This is a genomic window from Methyloceanibacter superfactus, assembly GCF_001723305.1.
Taxonomy (GTDB): Bacteria; Pseudomonadota; Alphaproteobacteria; order Rhizobiales; family Methyloligellaceae; genus Methyloceanibacter; species Methyloceanibacter superfactus.
Window position 1 is genome coordinate 28970 of the sequence record NZ_LPWF01000034.1, and the last position, 16066, is coordinate 45035.

Annotated in this window: 15 protein-coding genes and 2 pseudogenes; all 17 read right to left on the bottom strand. The window is 63.8% G+C overall.

Going from position 1 to position 16066, the window contains the following annotated elements:
* Positions 1 to 80: 80 nt before the first annotated feature.
* The 17 genes and pseudogenes from rseP to mce all read right to left on the bottom strand — a co-directional run bounded on the left by rseP (position 81) and on the right by mce (position 15999).
* Positions 81 to 1226 (bottom strand): RIP metalloprotease RseP, encoded by a 1146-nt coding sequence (gene rseP, locus AUC69_RS13695; protein WP_069442654.1) that lies wholly within the window; start codon positions 1224 to 1226, stop codon positions 81 to 83.
* 49 nt (positions 1227 to 1275) lie between these two features.
* Positions 1276 to 2489 (bottom strand): annotated as a pseudogene (gene dxr / locus AUC69_RS13700) (1-deoxy-D-xylulose-5-phosphate reductoisomerase).
* A 13-nt stretch (positions 2490 to 2502) separates the two neighbouring features.
* On the bottom strand, positions 2503 to 2811 hold the full coding sequence (locus AUC69_RS19445; RefSeq protein WP_425283551.1) for a phosphatidate cytidylyltransferase: 309 nt from the start codon (positions 2809 to 2811) through the stop codon (positions 2503 to 2505).
* On the bottom strand, positions 2712 to 2960 hold the full coding sequence (locus AUC69_RS19825; protein WP_425283552.1) for a phosphatidate cytidylyltransferase: 249 nt from the start codon (positions 2958 to 2960) through the stop codon (positions 2712 to 2714). Before AUC69_RS19825 ends, AUC69_RS19445 begins: the two co-directional genes overlap by 100 nt.
* Entirely contained in the window at positions 2852 to 3364 is a 513-nt protein-coding gene (locus AUC69_RS16620) for a hypothetical protein (RefSeq protein WP_193427423.1), read from the bottom strand. Before AUC69_RS16620 ends, AUC69_RS19825 begins: the two co-directional genes overlap by 109 nt.
* The gene (locus AUC69_RS13710; protein ID WP_069442655.1) at positions 3361 to 4092 is read right to left on the bottom strand and encodes an isoprenyl transferase; all 732 of its coding nucleotides are present in this window, start codon (positions 4090 to 4092) and stop codon (positions 3361 to 3363) included. The genes AUC69_RS16620 and AUC69_RS13710 overlap by 4 nt, the downstream gene beginning before the upstream one ends.
* Before the next feature lie 73 nt (positions 4093 to 4165).
* On the bottom strand, positions 4166 to 4723 hold the full coding sequence (frr, locus tag AUC69_RS13715; protein WP_069442656.1) for a ribosome recycling factor: 558 nt from the start codon (positions 4721 to 4723) through the stop codon (positions 4166 to 4168).
* A 91-nt stretch (positions 4724 to 4814) separates the two neighbouring features.
* Positions 4815 to 5561, bottom strand: coding sequence for a UMP kinase (gene pyrH / locus AUC69_RS13720; RefSeq protein WP_069442657.1), 747 nt, complete (start codon positions 5559 to 5561; stop codon positions 4815 to 4817).
* A gap of 78 nt (positions 5562 to 5639) precedes the next feature.
* Positions 5640 to 6569 (bottom strand): translation elongation factor Ts, encoded by a 930-nt coding sequence (gene tsf, locus AUC69_RS13725; RefSeq protein ID WP_069442658.1) that lies wholly within the window; start codon positions 6567 to 6569, stop codon positions 5640 to 5642.
* 44 nt (positions 6570 to 6613) lie between these two features.
* A complete protein-coding gene (locus AUC69_RS19115; protein ID WP_280136655.1) occupies positions 6614 to 6748 on the bottom strand; it encodes a hypothetical protein in 135 nt (44 codons plus the stop codon).
* Positions 6745 to 7476: a 30S ribosomal protein S2 gene (gene rpsB, locus AUC69_RS13730; RefSeq protein ID WP_069442659.1), complete on the bottom strand. Its 732-nt coding sequence runs from the start codon at positions 7474 to 7476 to the stop codon at positions 6745 to 6747. The genes AUC69_RS19115 and rpsB overlap by 4 nt, the downstream gene beginning before the upstream one ends.
* 200 nt (positions 7477 to 7676) lie before the next feature.
* Entirely contained in the window at positions 7677 to 11144 is a 3468-nt protein-coding gene (gene dnaE / locus AUC69_RS13735; RefSeq protein WP_083239467.1) for a DNA polymerase III subunit alpha, read from the bottom strand.
* Positions 11145 to 11300: 156 nt separating this feature from the next.
* The gene (locus tag AUC69_RS13740; RefSeq protein ID WP_069442660.1) at positions 11301 to 11975 is read right to left on the bottom strand and encodes an ABC transporter ATP-binding protein; all 675 of its coding nucleotides are present in this window, start codon (positions 11973 to 11975) and stop codon (positions 11301 to 11303) included.
* A 54-nt stretch (positions 11976 to 12029) separates the two neighbouring features.
* A complete protein-coding gene (locus tag AUC69_RS13745) occupies positions 12030 to 13295 on the bottom strand; it encodes a lipoprotein-releasing ABC transporter permease subunit (RefSeq protein WP_069442661.1) in 1266 nt (421 codons plus the stop codon).
* Positions 13292 to 14640, bottom strand: a pseudogene (proS, locus tag AUC69_RS13750) (proline--tRNA ligase). The gene AUC69_RS13745 and the pseudogene proS overlap by 4 nt, the downstream one beginning before the upstream one ends.
* Before the next feature lie 678 nt (positions 14641 to 15318).
* Entirely contained in the window at positions 15319 to 15597 is a 279-nt protein-coding gene (locus tag AUC69_RS13755; RefSeq protein WP_069442662.1) for a DUF1467 family protein, read from the bottom strand.
* A gap of 3 nt (positions 15598 to 15600) precedes the next feature.
* On the bottom strand, positions 15601 to 15999 hold the full coding sequence (gene mce / locus AUC69_RS13760; RefSeq protein ID WP_069442663.1) for a methylmalonyl-CoA epimerase: 399 nt from the start codon (positions 15997 to 15999) through the stop codon (positions 15601 to 15603).
* Positions 16000 to 16066 lie beyond the last annotated feature (67 nt).

A 16066-nucleotide genomic window follows, 5' to 3' on the forward strand; every position in this document is an offset into this window, starting at 1 on the left:
TGGCCGATTTTTGGTAGCCTTTTTTCACGACGACGGGGACCTCGCGGTCCCCGCTAGTAGCCCCGTCCTGCAACCCCCGATCAGAGAAACTTCAAGTGAATCAGGTCATTCCAGGTCGCGAAGATCATTAGCATGAGAACGAAGGCTAGGCCAATGCGGAAACCGATCTCTTGAGTGGATTCGCTGAGCGGCCTGCCTCTTAGTGCCTCGATACCGTAAAACAGAAGATGTCCGCCATCGAGCATCGGTATCGGGAACAGATTTATTAGGCCAATACTTACCGAGATGATGGCTGCGAGGTTGAGAAGCGCAACAAATCCGGCGGTTGCCACTTGACCCGATACTTGGGCAATACGGATCGGGCCGCCCAGTTGATCGGCGGCCTCCCTCCCCGTTACCACGTCGTACAGATAGCCAAGGGATCGGGAGACCACGAAATAGCATTCCTTGACCGCCATGACGAAAGCTGTGGCCGGGTTGTGGCGCTCCAATGTCCAATCGTCGGGTGAGGCGCTGCGCTGAATCCCGAGCAGGCCAATCCGCATGGTGTTGCCGAATCGGTCGGTGATTTCCTTGCGTTCGGGCGAGGCGTCGAGCTCCACGTTCTTCCCGTCGCGGTCAACGACGAAATGCAGGCTTTGCTCGGGGCTCATGGCCACGATGCGCTGCATCGCCGTGAAATTGTCGATCGCGGTCCCGTCGATGCTGATGACGCGGTCGCCCGGCTGGAAGCCGGCGCGCTCGGCGGCGCTCCCCGGGGTGATCGCATCGACCTTAGCGGCGGTAATTCTCTCGCCGAAGACGCTGAAAATGGCCGTAAAGATGAGAATTGCGAGGACGAAATTCGCGATGGGTCCTGCCGCGACAATGGCTGCGCGTTGCGCCAGCGTCTTGCCTTGGAAGCTGCGCTTGCGCTCCGCCTCGGGAAGCGCCTCGAAGGCCTTGCGCCCCGACGCACTGGCGACATTCTCGTCGTCGATAAACTTCACGTAGCCGCCGAGCGGGATCCAAGAGACCCGCCAGCGCGTGCCTTTGCGGTCATAGAATCCGAAGATCTCGGGCCCAAAGCCGATCGAGAACACTTTCACCGCAACGCCGCACCACCGGGCCACCAAGAAGTGCCCGAGCTCGTGGATGAAAACCACGATGGTCAGCACGAAAAGGAAGGGAATGAGGTAGTGGAGGAGTGTGTCGCCGAGGCCAGTCAGCAGATTTATCGTATCCATAAGTGAGGCCTACCTTAACTTTGGGGCGTTATCTAGCCCCCATGGGGGCTTATGCAAACCGTGCGAGCCAGCCCCGCGCACGCGACCGGGCTTCCTCATCGATCTCGAGCACGTCGTCGGCGTCTTGGGGCGCGAGGCCGATCAAATCGCCGCAGGCCAGAAGCGTCGACTCGACCAGCCCGGCGATGGCCAGGAAGCCGAGACGCTTGGCGAGAAACGCTTCCACGGCGACCTCATTGGCGGCGTGAACACCGTGCCGGCGCTGCCGCCGGCCGCGAGGACTTCCTTGGCCAGGCGCAATGCGGGGAAACGCTCGAGATCCGGCGCTTCGAAGGTCAAGGCGCCGATCTCCGCCAAATCGAGGCGCTGGTTGGGAACGTGCATGCGCTCGGGCCAGGCGAGGCTGTAGGCGATGGGCGTCCGCATGTCGGGGCAGCTGAGCTGCGCCAGCACGGCGCCGTCGCTCATATAGACGAGGCAGTGGACGATGGATTGCGGATGGACGAGCACGTCGAGCTTGTCGGGAGAAAGCGCAAAGAGATGATGCGCCTCGAGAAGCTCCATCCCCTTGTTCATGAGCGAGGCGGAATCGATCGTGACCTTCGGTCCCATGGACCAGTTCGGATGATTGAGCGCCTGCTCGGGCCCGGCATCCGCCATCTGTTTAAGGGTCCACGTGCGGAACGGGCCGCCGGATGCAGTCAGACAGACCCGTTCGATGCGCTCCGGCGCCGTGCCGGTCATGGCCTGCAGCGCCGCCGAGTGCTCCGAATCCACCGGCAGCAGCGTCGTGCCGTACTTCGCCACCTCGGCCATGAAGATGGCGCCGGCGGAGACGAGACATTCCTTGTTAGCGAGGGCCGTCGATGTGCCTTGGCGCACGGCGCGCAGTGTCGGCTTGAGGCCGGCGGCACCGACGATCGCCGCCATTACCCAATCGGCTGGGCCGGCAAGCGCCTCGAGCAGAGCGCCCTCTCCGGCCGCCGTCTCGATGCCGGTCCCGGCGAGCGCGGCTTTCAAGTTCGCGTGGCAGGTCTCGTCGGCGATCACCGCAACTTCGGCGCGGTGCTCGATCGCCATCTCGGCCAGCCGCGTCACGTTCCGGCAGCCGGTGAGAGCGACCACCTCGTAGCTGTCCGGATCGCGACCGACGAGGTCGAGCGTGCTCTCGCCGATCGAGCCGGTGGCGCCGAGGACCGAAATTCGCCGCGGCTGCGCCGTGGTGCGTGGCGTGGGTTGCGGGGATCTTGCTGAAGCAGACAGGGTCAAGACGCCTCTACCAAATGAGAAGGCCGGCGCCGGGCGCGGCCAGATCGCGCGCGGCGATGAGGGCCGCCACGACCGATGCCAGCAAGAGGCTGTCGATGCGGTCGAACAGCCCCCCATGGCCTGGGATGAGCTGGCTCATATCCTTGGCTCCAAAGTGCCGTTTGATGGCGCTTTCGATCAAGTCCCCGATTTGGCAGGCCAGTGCCAGGCCGATGCTCACAAGAGCCAAGACGAGCGCGGAGGTGTTGCCCAGATAGGCCGCGAAACCATAGCCGACCAGCCCCGGCGCATCGTGCCGACGAGGAATCCGCTCCAGGTCTTTTTCGGAGAGATGCGCGGTGCAAGCTTGGGACCGCCTAGCAAGCGGCCACCCACATAGGAGGCCGTGTCCGTGGTCCAGGCGACGGCCAGCAGGAAGAGCACGGCGGTAAGTCCGAGATTCGGGTCGCTGCGCAGCCAGACCAGCGCCGCGGCCGGAAAGGCGACATAAGCGAGACCTGCGAGCGCCAGGTGGCGCGGGGCTTGGACGTGCCGCCGAAGTAGATGGTCACGGCGGTGGCGCCGAAGATCAGAAGCGCGAGCTCGGGCCGGCTGAGGGCTATGAAGATCGCAACTGCTGTGACGCAGACAGCGCCGATCAGAGCGGTTCCGTCGAAACCATTGCCCCGCGTGAGCGAGCCCCACTCCCATGTGAGAAGTCCGCCGCCGACGACCACGAGACCGAGGAAACTCCAGGGGCTGGCGATGACCGCGCCAAGCGCGATGGCCGCGAGGACGACGGCGGAAAGAACACGAAGCATGAGTTCCGGCAGTTTGCGGACCTCTGCTGTCTTCGGCTCGGTTCCCGAGGGCGTTTCTCTTGGCGTCACGCGGTGGATCTCGCCGAGGTTCCGCCGAAGCGACGGTTTCGCCGCTGATACTCGGCGATGGCGGCTTCGAACAGCTCCTTGGTGAAATCGGGCCAGTACACGTCGACAAAGACGAATTCGCTATAGGCGAGTTGCCAGAGGAGAAAGTTCGAGAGGCGCAGCTCACCGCTGGTGCGGATGAGAAGATCCGGGTCGGGCAAGTCGGCGGTGTCAAGATAGGTGCCGAACCGCTCGGGCGTGATGTCCTCGGCGGCGACAAGTCCGGCTTTCACATCCTCGGCGACGCGCTGCGCCGCGCGAGCGATTTCGTCGCGTGCGCCATAGTTGAAGGCGATGGTGAGGGTGAGTGCGGCATTGTCTTTGGTCAGCTCGACGGCGTCATCGAGCATCCGCAAGATATCGTCCTCGAGACCGCCCCGCGCGCCAATCACACAAATCTTCACGCCGTTCTTATGCAGTTCGGCCAGGTCGCGCCGGACGAAACGCCGAAGAAGCCCGAACAGGTCGTTGATCTCCTGCTTCGGACGCGACCAATTCTCCGACGAGAAGCTGAACAGGGTGAGATGGGTAACGCCGAGCTCCATGGCGGCCTCGACGGCGCGCCGCACGCTCTCGACGCCCTGGCGGTGACCCTCGGCTCGCGGCAGCCCGCGCTCAGCCGCCCAGCGTCCATTGCCATCCATGATGATGGCGACATGCGCGCGGCCGGCCTGTCGGCATCGCCCCATTTAGGATCCATCGCAAGCGTCACGGTCGGCGTCTCCGATTCGAGGCTAAGGACGTGTCGTCCAGGCGGCCCGATCAAACCTGCATGATCTCGGCTTCCTTGGTGGCAAGGGACTCGTCGACTTCCTTGATGATTTTGTCGGTCAGGTCTTGCACCTTGGTCGCCAGCGAATGGTGCTCGTCCTTACCCATGTCACCATCCTTCTCGGCACGCTTCAAATGCTCCATGCCGTCGCGGCGCACGTTACGCACGGCGACGCGAGCCTGTTCGGCGTATTTATGCGCGACCTTGGCGAGCTCCTGCCGCCTTTCCTCGTTCAGCTCCGGGATAGGCAGGCGCAGAAGCTGCCCCTCCATCACCGGGTTGAGGCCGAGATCGGACTCGCGGATCGCCTTGTCGACGGCGTTCACCTGGCTCTTGTCCCACACCTGCACCGTAATCAGCCGCGGCTCCGGCACGTTGACGGTGGCAACCTGATTGAGCGGCATGGGATTGCCGTAGGCCATCACCATGATGGGATCGAGCAGGCTGGCGCTGGCACGGCCGGTCCGTAAGCCGCTGAACTCGTGCTTCAGCGCGCTCAGGGCACCGCGCATGCGCCGCTCAATCTCGTTTAGGTCGAAATCAGACATTCTGCCTTCCCTGCTCGCGCTAATGCCGTGCTTTCGATCAAGCCCGGCTCGGCAAAGCTCTATTGGGCGTTTCCCGGAGCCGATGCGCTCCTCAAATTCCCTCTCCGCCGTCTATGGTGGTCGAGGAACCCTTCCCTTGCAACTCAAGCGCCAAACCGGTTTGGCCCTTGATGGAGAACACGATTATGGGAATCCGGCTGTCCCGGGCAAGGGCGATCGCCGCGCCGTCCATGATCTTCAGATCCTGCTTTAGCACATCCCCATAGGTCAGGCGGTCGTAACGCGTCGCGTTCGGGTCCTTGGCCGGGTCGGCGCTGTAGACGCCATCGACCTGGGTGGCCTTGAAGAGGGCCTGGCAATCCATCTCGGCGGCACGAAGCGCGGCCGCCGTGTCTGTGGTGAAGAACGGGTTCCCGGTGCCGCCGGCAAAAATCACCACCCTGCCCTTCGCCAAATGATCGAGGGCCTTGTCGCGGATATAGGGCTCGCACACGGTCGGCATCGGAATGGCCGACAGCACGCGTGCCGTGGGACCTGCCCGCTCGATGGCGGTCTGGAGCGCGAGTGCGTTCATGACCGTTGCCAGCATGCCCATATAGTCGGCGCGGGCCCGGTCCATGCCGCCTTCAGCCGCCATCAGGCCCCGGTAGATATTGCCGCCGCCAACCACCGAGGCAAATTTCCACCCCCATGGCCGCGGCTTGGCGATGTCCTTGGCGATCGGGTCGATGACGCCGAGATCGATGCCGTAGCCCTTGGCTCCCGCCAACGCCTCGCCGGATAGCTTGACGAGGACGCGCTGGTAGCGCGGCTTGGCGGTCGCGGGAGGCTTGGCCATCAGCTCAAACTCCGGTGGCGGCGGGGAACCCTGAGCCCAGATGCGGCGGTAAATCCATCGAGTCGCCGCGCCAAGACCTTAGGAGCCCGATGCGGCGGCGGCAACCTCGGCAGCGAAGTCGCTCTCGCCACGTTCTATCCCCTCGCCCAAGGCAAACCGGTAGAAGCCGGTGATCTTGATCGGCGCGCCAGCGTCCTTGGCCGCGGCTTCGAGCGCCTTGGCCACCGTGTTGTCGGGGTCGTGGACGAAGGGCTGCTGAAGCAGCACGACTTCCTCGTAGAACTTCCGCAAACGCCCCTCGACCATCTTGTCGATGACCTCGGCGGGCTTGCCGGATTCCTTCGCTTGCTCCGTCAGTACGGCGCGCTCCCGTTCGACGAAGTCCTTGTCGAGGCTGTCGGTGTCGACGGCTTGCGGGTTCGCCGCGGCGATGTGCATGGCCACCTGCTTGCCGAAATTCTGAAGCGTGTCGGCATCGCCAGTAGACTCGATGGCGACGATCACCCCGATCTTGCCGAGGCCAGGTGCTGCCTGGTTGTGGATGTAACTGGCGATCACGCCCTTGCCGGCGGCGAGATGGGCCGTGCGGCGAAGCGTCATGTTTTCACCGATGGACCCGACCATCTCCTTCAGCGTGTCGGCCACGGACGCCTTGGTCTTGCCGTAGGGCGCGTCGCCGAGGGCCTCCACATTGCCTTTCGCGCCGAGTGCGGCGCCGGCGATCGTGGTCACCATCTGCTGGAAGGCGGGGTTGCGGGCGACGAAGTCGGTCTCGGAGTTGACCTCGACCAGAGCGGCCTCGTTACCCTCCGCGGCAAGCCCGATGAGGCCTTCGGCCGCGACGCGGCCAGCCTTCTTGGCGGCCTTGGAGAGACCCTTCGCCCGCAGCCAGTCGACCGCAGCTTCCATGTCACCGCTGGTTTCGTTGAGGGCGGCCTTGCAGTCCATCATGCCCGCGCCAGTCTTCTCGCGCAGCTCTTTGACCATGGTTGCGGTTATCGTCGCCATGCAATCCTCTTCTTCGCGTCCCGATGCTCGACCGAGACGTCTGGCTATGCGTCTTCCTTTGCCGCCGGCGTGTCAGCCTCGGCGTCTGCCTTCTTTGCAGCCTTCTTGGCCTTGGTGGGCTTCTTTTCCGCCGCGGCCGGGTCGGAGGCCGCATCGGCTTCCAGGCCGGGCTCCATCATCGGCTCGGCGGCGGCGCCCAGATCGACGCCCCACCGCCTTGCGCCCGCTCGATGCCATCGATCGCGGCGCGAGCGATGAGATCGCAATAGAAGGTGATGGCGCGGCCGGCGTCGTCATTGCCCGGGATGGGATGGCTGATGCCGTCCGGATCGCAGTTGGAATCTACAATGGCCACGACCGGCATGTTGAGCTTGCGGGCCTCGGCGATGGCGATCGACTCCTTGTTGGTGTCGATCACGAACATCAGATCCGGCGGTGCGCCCATGTCCTTGATGCCGCCGAGGGCGCGCTCGAGCTTGTCCTTCTCGCGGGTGAGCTGCAGCAGCTCCTTCTTGGTGAGGCCGCGATGATCGCCCTCGAACAGCTCCTCCAGCGACTTCAGGCGCTTGATGGAGTGGGAGATGGTCCGCCAGTTGGTCAGCGTGCCACCGAGCCAACGGTGGTTGATGAAGTACTGCGCGCAGGAGCGGGCCGCATCGGCGATGGGCTCGGCGGCCTGGCGCTTGGTGCCGACAAAGAGCACGCGGCCGCCTTTGGCCACCACGTCGGACACGGTGACCAGGGCCTGGTGCAGAAGCGGCACCGTCTGCGTCAGATCGATGATGTGGATGTTGTTGCGCGACCCGTAGATATAGGGAGCCATCTTCGGGTTCCAGCGGTGAGTCTGGTGACCAAAGTGAACACCAGCCTCGAGCAGCTGGCGCATAGTGATATCGGGCAGTGCCATTGGACTGCGAACTCCTTTTTCCGGTTTTGCCGCCGCGGGACAAGAGACTGGCCGGAGCCAATCACCGGAGCGAGCGCACAGGTTATAGGGCCTGTGTGACGCTTAGCGTCCCGCGTGTGAGATGGAGCGGGTTATAGGGGTGGGTCCGCCCCTTGGCAAGGGCGGAAAACTCAGAAAAAGCGCTAATTTCGCAAGGCTTCCTAGAGGGCGCTGATGGAGGCCACGCCCTCGACCAGCTTTAGCTCGCTCCGCTGGCGTGGGGTCGTATCGATCCCTTGCGGCAGCTCGAATTCGACCTCCTTGGCCAGTTCATCGAGGCGGAGCACCAGTTGGAACTGCCCGTCGCCACTTTTGGTCCCCAACCGCTCGGCGAGCGGCGCCAGGGCTCTCGTATCCTCCACGTAGACTCGCATGCCCGCGTGGCGGGCCTCCGCGGCCTTGTCCAGGGAGGAGATCCGCTGCACCCTGACGCGCACGGTCTCGCCGTCGGCCTCCGCTTCAACCTCGAGGAGCACGGCTTTTCCCGGCTCCAGCAAGGCCCGCGAGGCCAGAAGCGCCTCGGAGAATACCACCGCCTCGAACTGGCCCGTGGAATCGGAGAAGGCCACAAAGGCATAGGGGTTGCCGGTCTTGCCCTTGCGCTCGCGGGCGGACAGAACCGTGCCGGCCAGCGTGCCCACCACCCGGCGCGTTTGCGCCTTGGCGGCAAACTCCGCCCAGGTCTCGGCGCCGAGGCTTGCCAAGGCCTCCTTGTAGTCGTCGAGCGGATGGCCCGTGAGGAAGAAGCCCACGGCCTCGAATTCCTTCGAGAGCTTGTCGGTGAACACCCAAGGCTTGGTTACGCGCAGCTCGATGGGCGGCGGGTCGTGCCGGGCGCCCGGAGAACAGATCCTCCTGCCTTCGGCGCGCGTCTCTTGTGCCCGGTTGCCGGCTGCAACCATCAGGTCGACATTGGCATGCGCGGTGGCCCGGTCGACGCCGAGCTCGTCGAAGGCGCCGGCGGCGGCCAGCATCTCCAAGGCGCGCTTGTTCACGAGGCGCGGGTTGATGCGGCGGGCGAAGTCCGAGACGTCCCTGAACGGACCTCCCTCCTCCCGCTTGGCGCAAATATGATCGACCGCCTGGCGACCGACATTCTTCAGCGCCGCCAAGGAATAACGGATCGCGCCGTTGTTCGGGATGAAACCGACCTCGGAGCGATTGAGCGAAGGCGGCTCAAGGGGGATACCGAGGCGCGCGGCCTCTTGCGCGAAGCTGTTGAGCTTGTCCGCATTGCCCATGTCGAGCGTCATGGAGGCGGCCACGAACTCGGCCGGGTAGTTGGCCTTAATGTAGGCGGTCTGGTAGGCGATGAGCGCGTAGGCGGCGGCGTGCGATTTGTTGAAGCCGTAACCGGCGAACTTCGCCACCAGCTCGAAAGATGTATTCGGCGCGGCCTTGGCCACGCCGTTCTTCACGGCGCCGTCGACGAAGCGCTTTCGCTGCGCGTCCATCTCCTTCTTGATCTTCTTGCCCATGGCACGGCGCAACAGGTCCGCCTCGCCGAGCGAGTAGCCGGACAGCACCTGGGCGATCTGCATCACCTGTTCCTGGTAGATGATGACGCCGTAGGTCTCCGCCAGGATCGGCTCGATCGAGGGATGAAGACTCTCGATCTCCTCGCGCCCGTGTTTCCGGTTCACATAAGTGTCGATGTTGTCCATCGGCCCCGGCCGGTAGAGCGCGACGATGGCGATGATGTCCTCGAAACGGTCGGGCTTCAGCTTGCGCAGGGCATCGCGCATGCCCTGACCTTCGAGCTGGAACACGCCGACCGTGTCGCCCCGCTGCATCAACTCGTAGGAGGCCACGTCGTCGAGCGGGATCTTGGCAGGATCGATGTCCGGCCCGTCGCGCCGGATGAGCTGGCGCGCCGTATCGATGACGGTCAGGGTCTTGAGACCGAGGAAGTCAAACTTTACGAGGCCTGCGGCTTCCGCCCATTTCATGTTGAATTGGGTGGCCGGAAGTTGGGCGCGGGCGTCACGGTAGAGTGGCACCAGGTCGATCAGCGGCCGGTCGGCGATGACGACGCCGGCGGCGTGGGTCGAGGCGTGGCGGTAGAGCCCTTCGAGCCGCTGACCGATGTCGAGCAGCTTGGCGACCACGGGCTCCTTGTCGCGCTCCTCTTGCAGACGCGGCTCGCCGGCGATGGCTTGTGGCAAGGTCACGGGGTTCGCCGGATTCATGGGCACGAGCTTGCACAGCCGATCCACCTGGCCATAGGGCATTTGTAGCACCCGGCCGACGTCGCGCAGCACGGCACGCGCCTGCAGCTTACCGAAGGTGATGATGTGGGCGACGCGGTCGGCGCCATAGCGCTCGCGTACATAGGCGATGACTTCGTCGCGCCGGTCCTGACAGAAGTCGATGTCGAAGTCGGGCATGGACACGCGCTCGGGGTTCAAGAAGCGCTCGAACAGCAGGCCGAAGCGGATGGGATCGAGATCGGTGATGGTGAGCGCGTAGGCGACCAGGGAGCCCGCGCCGGAGCCACGCCCAGGCCCCACCGGAATCCCCTGCGCCTTGGTCCATTTGATGAAGTCGGCAACGATCAAGAAGTAGCCCTGATAGTTCATGCCGGTGATGACATCGAGCTCGAAGGCGAGACGCTTGGCGTAGGAGGCGGCGTCCTCGCCCGGGGCAGTGCCAGCTTCCGCGATACGCGCCTTCAAGCCCGCCTCGGCTTGCCGTCTCAGCTCGGCGGCTTCGGTCTCCGCCCAGGGCGCTCGTGGCCTCGCCGCCGGTGAGGAAGGGCGGCAGGATCGGGTCGCGCTCCTTGGGACGATAGCGCAACGCTGAGCGATCTCGACCGTGTTCGCCAGCGCCTCGGGCAAATCGGCGAATAAGGTCCGCATCTCCTCGGCGGACTTGAAGTAGTGCTCCGGACTCAAGCGCCGCCGCTCGTCCACCGCCACATAGCTTCCTTGCGCGATGCAAATGAGCGCGTCATGGGCTTCGAAGTCGTCCGTCGCGGCGAAGAACGGCTCGTTGGTGGCGACAATCGGTAGCTCCAGATCGTAGGCGAGCTGGACCAAATGAGGCTCGACCGCCCTCTCCTGCGGCAGGCCGTGGCGCTGAATCTCCACATAGAGACGGTCGCCGAAGAGCGCGTGGAGCGTCTCCAGACGGGTGCGGGCAAGCTCGGGATTGTCCTCGGCGAAGGCCAGGTCGATGACCCCCTCGGGACCGCCGGTGAGTGCGATCAGGCCGTCGGCATGGCTTTCGAGCTCGGCGATGGTGATGAGCGGGTCGCCGGCCTCGGCAGCGGTGAAATAGGACGCCGTCGAGAGGCGCATGAGATTGGCGTAGCCGGTCTCATCCTTGGCCAGCAGCACGACCCGGCCGTCGGCCCTTTGGCCCCCTGAGGTCGCGCCCGGGCTAGGGTCGCGCTCGCCGGCGAAGGTGAGCGCAAGCGTGCAGCCAATGATCGGCTGGATGCCCGCCCCGGCCATGGCTTCGGAGAATTCGAGCGCGCCGAAGAGATTGTTGGAATCGGTCAGCGCCAGGGCGGGCGCCCCGTCGGCCTTGGCGAGCGACACCAGCCGCTGGATGGTGAGCGCCCCTTCGAGCAGCGAATAGGCCGAATGCATCCGCAGATGCACGAAGGGTTGGGGGCGCTCGGTCATGGTCTCCATCTTCCGGCTTCAGGCTCTACCCTTCCGGATTCGCTCAAGCAGCGCGACGGGCCTCTCGGACATATCCAGGCTATTCACGGACTCGCGCTGGTGCGAGTGCGTGCGGGGAACGATAATGTTCCCTTTCCGTTCTTCTTGCAAGAAGGACTAGCTGTCGACTTCCACCACGGCCACCTCTTCCTCGACGAGATGACCATCGGTCAGGCGCAAAACGCGGTCCATACGGGCCGCAAGCTCGAGATTGTGGGTCGCCACCACCGCCGCGACGCCCTCCTCGTTTACCAGCCGCAGGAGCTCCTCGAACACGCGTTCGGCGGTGTGCGGGTCGAGATTGCCCGTGGGCTCGTCGGCAAGCAGAACCTTTGGCTGGTTGGCCACGGCGCGGGCGATCGCCACGCGCTGCTGCTCGCCGCCGGAAAGCTCCGCCGGGCGATGATCCCCGCGATCCTTGAGGCCGAGCGTGTCCAGGAGATGCTTCGCGCGTGTCTCGGCTTCGGCACTGGTCCGGCCAAGGATGAGCTGGGGCAGCGTGATGTTTTCCAGCGCCGTGAACTCCGGCAACAGGTGATGGAACTGGTAGACGAATCCCACTTCCATCCGGCGCATCCGGGTTCGCTCACTATCGTTCAGGGCCTCGCAGTCGATACCGTCGATGATCACGGCGCCTGAATCCGGCTTCTCGAGCAGGCCGGCGATTTGCAGCAAGGTCGATTTTCCCGCGCCCGAGGGGCCGAGAAGCGCCACGGTCTCGCCGGGATAGAAGGCCGCGGCGGCGTCCTTCAGAACGTCGATATGGCGGTCGCCTTGCGTGAAGCTCCGCATCAAGCGTTCAAGGCGCAGCGCTGGGGTTCGTTCAGGATTGTCCACCGGTCTCCCCTATTCGTAGCGCAGCGCTTCGACGGGATCGAGACGCGAAGCCCGCCAGGATGGATAGACCGTGGCAAGCACTGACAAGACGAGTGCCATGACGACGACCGTGGTGGTCTCGCCGGTGTCCATGTCGGCCGGCAATTGCGAAAGATAGTAAAGCTCCGGCGCGAACAGCTCGGTGGAGGTGAGCCAGCCGATGAACTCGCGCAAGCGCTCGATATTGAGACACACGAGCACCCCGAGCCCGAAGCCGGCCAAGGTGCCGACGATGCCGATGCTGGCACCGGTGATGAAGAAGATGCGCATGACCGCGCCGCGCGTGGCGCCCATGGTGCGCAGGATGGCGATGTCGCGGCCCTTGTCCTTCACCAACATGATCAGCCCGGAGATGATGTTGAGGGCCGCCACTAGAACGATAAGCGCCAAAATGAGGAACATCACGTTGCGCTCGACCTGAAGCGCGGTGAAGAACGTGGCGTTCCGCTGGCGCCAGTCGCTCACATAGATCGTCGGACCGCCGGCCGTGATGATCTTCGGTGCCAGCTCGCCGACCTCGTCGGGCGAATTGAGCACGACCTCCAACACGGTGACGCTGTCGGGAACGCTGAAATAGCGCTGCGCCTCTTTGAGCGGCATGAACAGGATGCTGGCGTCGTATTCGGACATGCCGATCTCGAAGATGGCGACGACCGGGTAGCGCTTGACCCGCGGCGCCGTGCCCAGCGCCGTCGACGGGCCGCGCGGCGTGAGGATGGAGACCTCGTCGCCCACCTTGACGTTGAGATCGTTGGCCATGCGGCTACCCAGCGCGAGCCCCGGCTGGTCGTCGAATCCATCCAGCGTGCCGAACCGGATGTTGTTGGAAATGGCCTTGAGGCTCTTGAGGTCCTTCTCGCGCAAACCTCGCACCAGAGCTCCGCTCGAGGTGTAAGGCGTGGAGATCAGCACCTGGCCCTCGATCAGCGGCAAGGCATATTTGACGCCGTCGACCTCGCGGATGCGCTTCGCCACGTCGTCGTAATCGGTGAAAGAGCCGAGGCTATGCACGACCACGTGGCCGTTGAGGCCCAGCATCTTGTCGAACAGCTCCTGGCGGAAGCCGTTCATGACCGCCATGACGATGATGAGCGTGGCGACGCCCAGGGTGATGCCGATGAAGGAGAAGCCGGCGATCACCGAAATGAAGCCCTCCTTCCGCCGCGCCCGCAAATAGCGGAGCGCCACCATCCATTCGAATGGTGCGAAGGGCCGCGTGCTCGTCGCCTTGCTCATGCCGCTTCCTTCCTCGCTTGTTCCGCTGCCGCGATCAGGCGATTCAATGCTGCATCGAAGGTGAGACTATGGCGGTCGCCGGTGGCGCGCTCTTTCAGCTCGACCTCTCCCGCTTTGAGGCTCTTTGGCCCGACGATGATCTGCCAAGGGAGGCCAATTAGGTCCATGGCGGCGAATTTAGCCCCTGCCCGGTCGTCGCGGTCGTCGTAGAGAATGTCGAGGCCGGCCGCTTTCAGCTGACCGTAGAAATTCTCGCAAGCCGCGTCGGTATCGGCATCGCCGACTTTGAGGTTGATGAGACCGACATCGAACGGCGCCACGGCTTGCGGCCAGATGATGCCGGCGTCGTCATGGGACGCCTCGATGATGGCGCCCACAAGCCGCGAGACGCCGATGCCGTAAGAGCCCATCTCGACTGCGATGAGCTCGCCGCCCGGCCCTTGAACCTTGGCGCCCATGGCCTCGGAGTACTTCGTGCCGAAATAGAAAACCTGTCCGACCTCGATGCCGCGCGCGGAAAGCTGCATGTCCGCGGGCACCTCTTGGGCGAAGCGCTTCGGATCGTGGACGTCCTCGGTCGCCGCATAAAGCTCGGTTCGCTGACGGACGTAAGGGGTTAGATCGGACTGATAGTCCACGTCCTGTGGCGGTACCGGCATCTGGATCAGATCCTTATGGCAGTACACCTGGGACTCGCCGGTCTCGGCGAGGATGATGAATTCGTGGGAGAGATCGCCGCCGATCGGCCCCGTCTCGGCGCGCATCGGTACCGCGCGAAGCCCCATGCGCGCGAAGGTGCGCAAATAGGAGACGAACATCTTGTTGTAGGATTTGACGGCGCCCTCTTTGTCGAGGTCGAAGGAGTAGGAATCCTTCATGAGGAACTCGCGCCCGCGCATCACGCCGAAGCGCGGCCTGACCTCGTCGCGAAATTTCCATTGGATATGGTAGAGGATGCGGGGCACGTCCTTGTAGGACTTGGCACCCGCGCGGAAGATCTCGGTGATCATTTCCTCGTTGGTCGGGCCGTAGAGCATGTCGCGCTCGTGGCGGTCCTTGATGCGCAGCATCTCCTTGCCATAGGCCTCGTAGCGGCCGCTCTCCCGCCACAGCTCGGCTGGCTGAATGGTCGGCATGAGCAATTCGATGGCGCCGGCCCTGTCCTGCTCCTCCCGGACAATCTGCTCGATCTTTTGCAACACGCGGTGGCCGAGGGGGAGCCAGGAATAGATGCCCGCGCTCGATTGGCGCGTAAGGCCCGCCCGCAGCATCAGGCGGTGGGAGACGATCTCCGCTCCTTCGGATCGTCGCGCAACAGTGGCAGAAAATAGCGGCTGAGGCGCATCGTGAGCCCTAACGGCGTTGGCAGCGGGCTCAGAGCCCGCCCGTTGCAATGAGCCATTCTTAGCGCGAAAGCCGGAAGCTCCCCCGCCGGGCCCCTTGGCGCGGCTAATAGCCAGTTTCGCAAGGCTAAGCAATCAGCCCCGACCAGAAATCCCGGAGCGATGTGATCCCGCAGCGATTCTCCTCCGTGAGGGCCCGATTGCCACTATCCGAGCACGAAGCATTGCCGGGTACAACGAGAGGTAGCGCAAGCATTGTCCGCCCCTTCTCGTTCCCGGCAAATGTTGCTCGCCGCTTAGGCAGAATTTCTCGCCGGAACCACTGGATAGCGACCCGGAATGTCTTGGCTTCTCTTAGGTCTGGTCGACCCTGTCTCCCGCAAGCATAAATCTGCGGCGACCGGTCACAATCATGGTGACAATTTGGCGCGCCTGGGCTAGTGTCCCGCCACAACGTGGGAGCGCTCGGGACCGGCGACGATCTCGGAGTTTTGCGTTGAGATTGGACAAGGTCCAAGTCTTGGGAGGAAGTACTCCAGGCGCGCTAATCATGGAAATACATGGGCGCCGCCGCTTTTCAGTCTGAATAGGCCGGAAAGACAAGGAGTCACGATACTGAAGCAAGGTCGGGTTCGACCTTGCTTTTTTTTTGTCTTGGATTCCGGTGCGCGCGCGGAGCGCTACTTCACCTTTTCGTAGCGTGGGAAGAACGGGATATCGTCGAGCCGGATCACGTGGTGCACGAGGATAGCGTAGACGCCGGCGAAAATGACGGCCGATACCAGCGTCGTAGCGATCACCTTCGGCAACATGCGTGGCCGCTGCGGCGCGCTCTCGGCGAAACCCGGAGATGCCTCCTCGCCCGCCTCCTCGGCAGTCCGCACGCCGAACGGCAGCATGGCGAACAGCACGATCCACCAGATCACGAAATAGATGGCCAGCGCGAAGGCAAGGCTCATGGCTTAGGCCTCTTCGAGTTCCACGAGCGTGCCGCAGAAGTCTTTCGGATGGAGGAAGATCACCGGCTTGCCGTGAGCGCCGATCTTAGGCTCACCAAGTACGCGGGCGCCTCGCTTCACCATCCGGTCGCGCGCTTCCTCGATGTTCGGCACCTCATAGCAGAGGTGATGGATGCCGCCATTGGGATTTCGCTCGAGGAACCCCGCGATCGGCGAGTTGTCGCCGTAAACCCCAAGCAACTCGATCTTGGTGTTGGGCAGCTCGATGAACACCGTGGTCACGCCATGCTCGGGCTGATCCTCTTCCGCCGAGACCTTGGCGCCGAGGGTGCTCCGATAAACATCTGTCGCCGCCTTCAGATCGGGGACGACAATGGCGACATGGTTCAAACGGCCTATCATCAAACTTCGCTCCGGCTTCGTGACACGAGATCTTGAATTTAGGGCGCTAGCACGCTCGGCGCTAGGT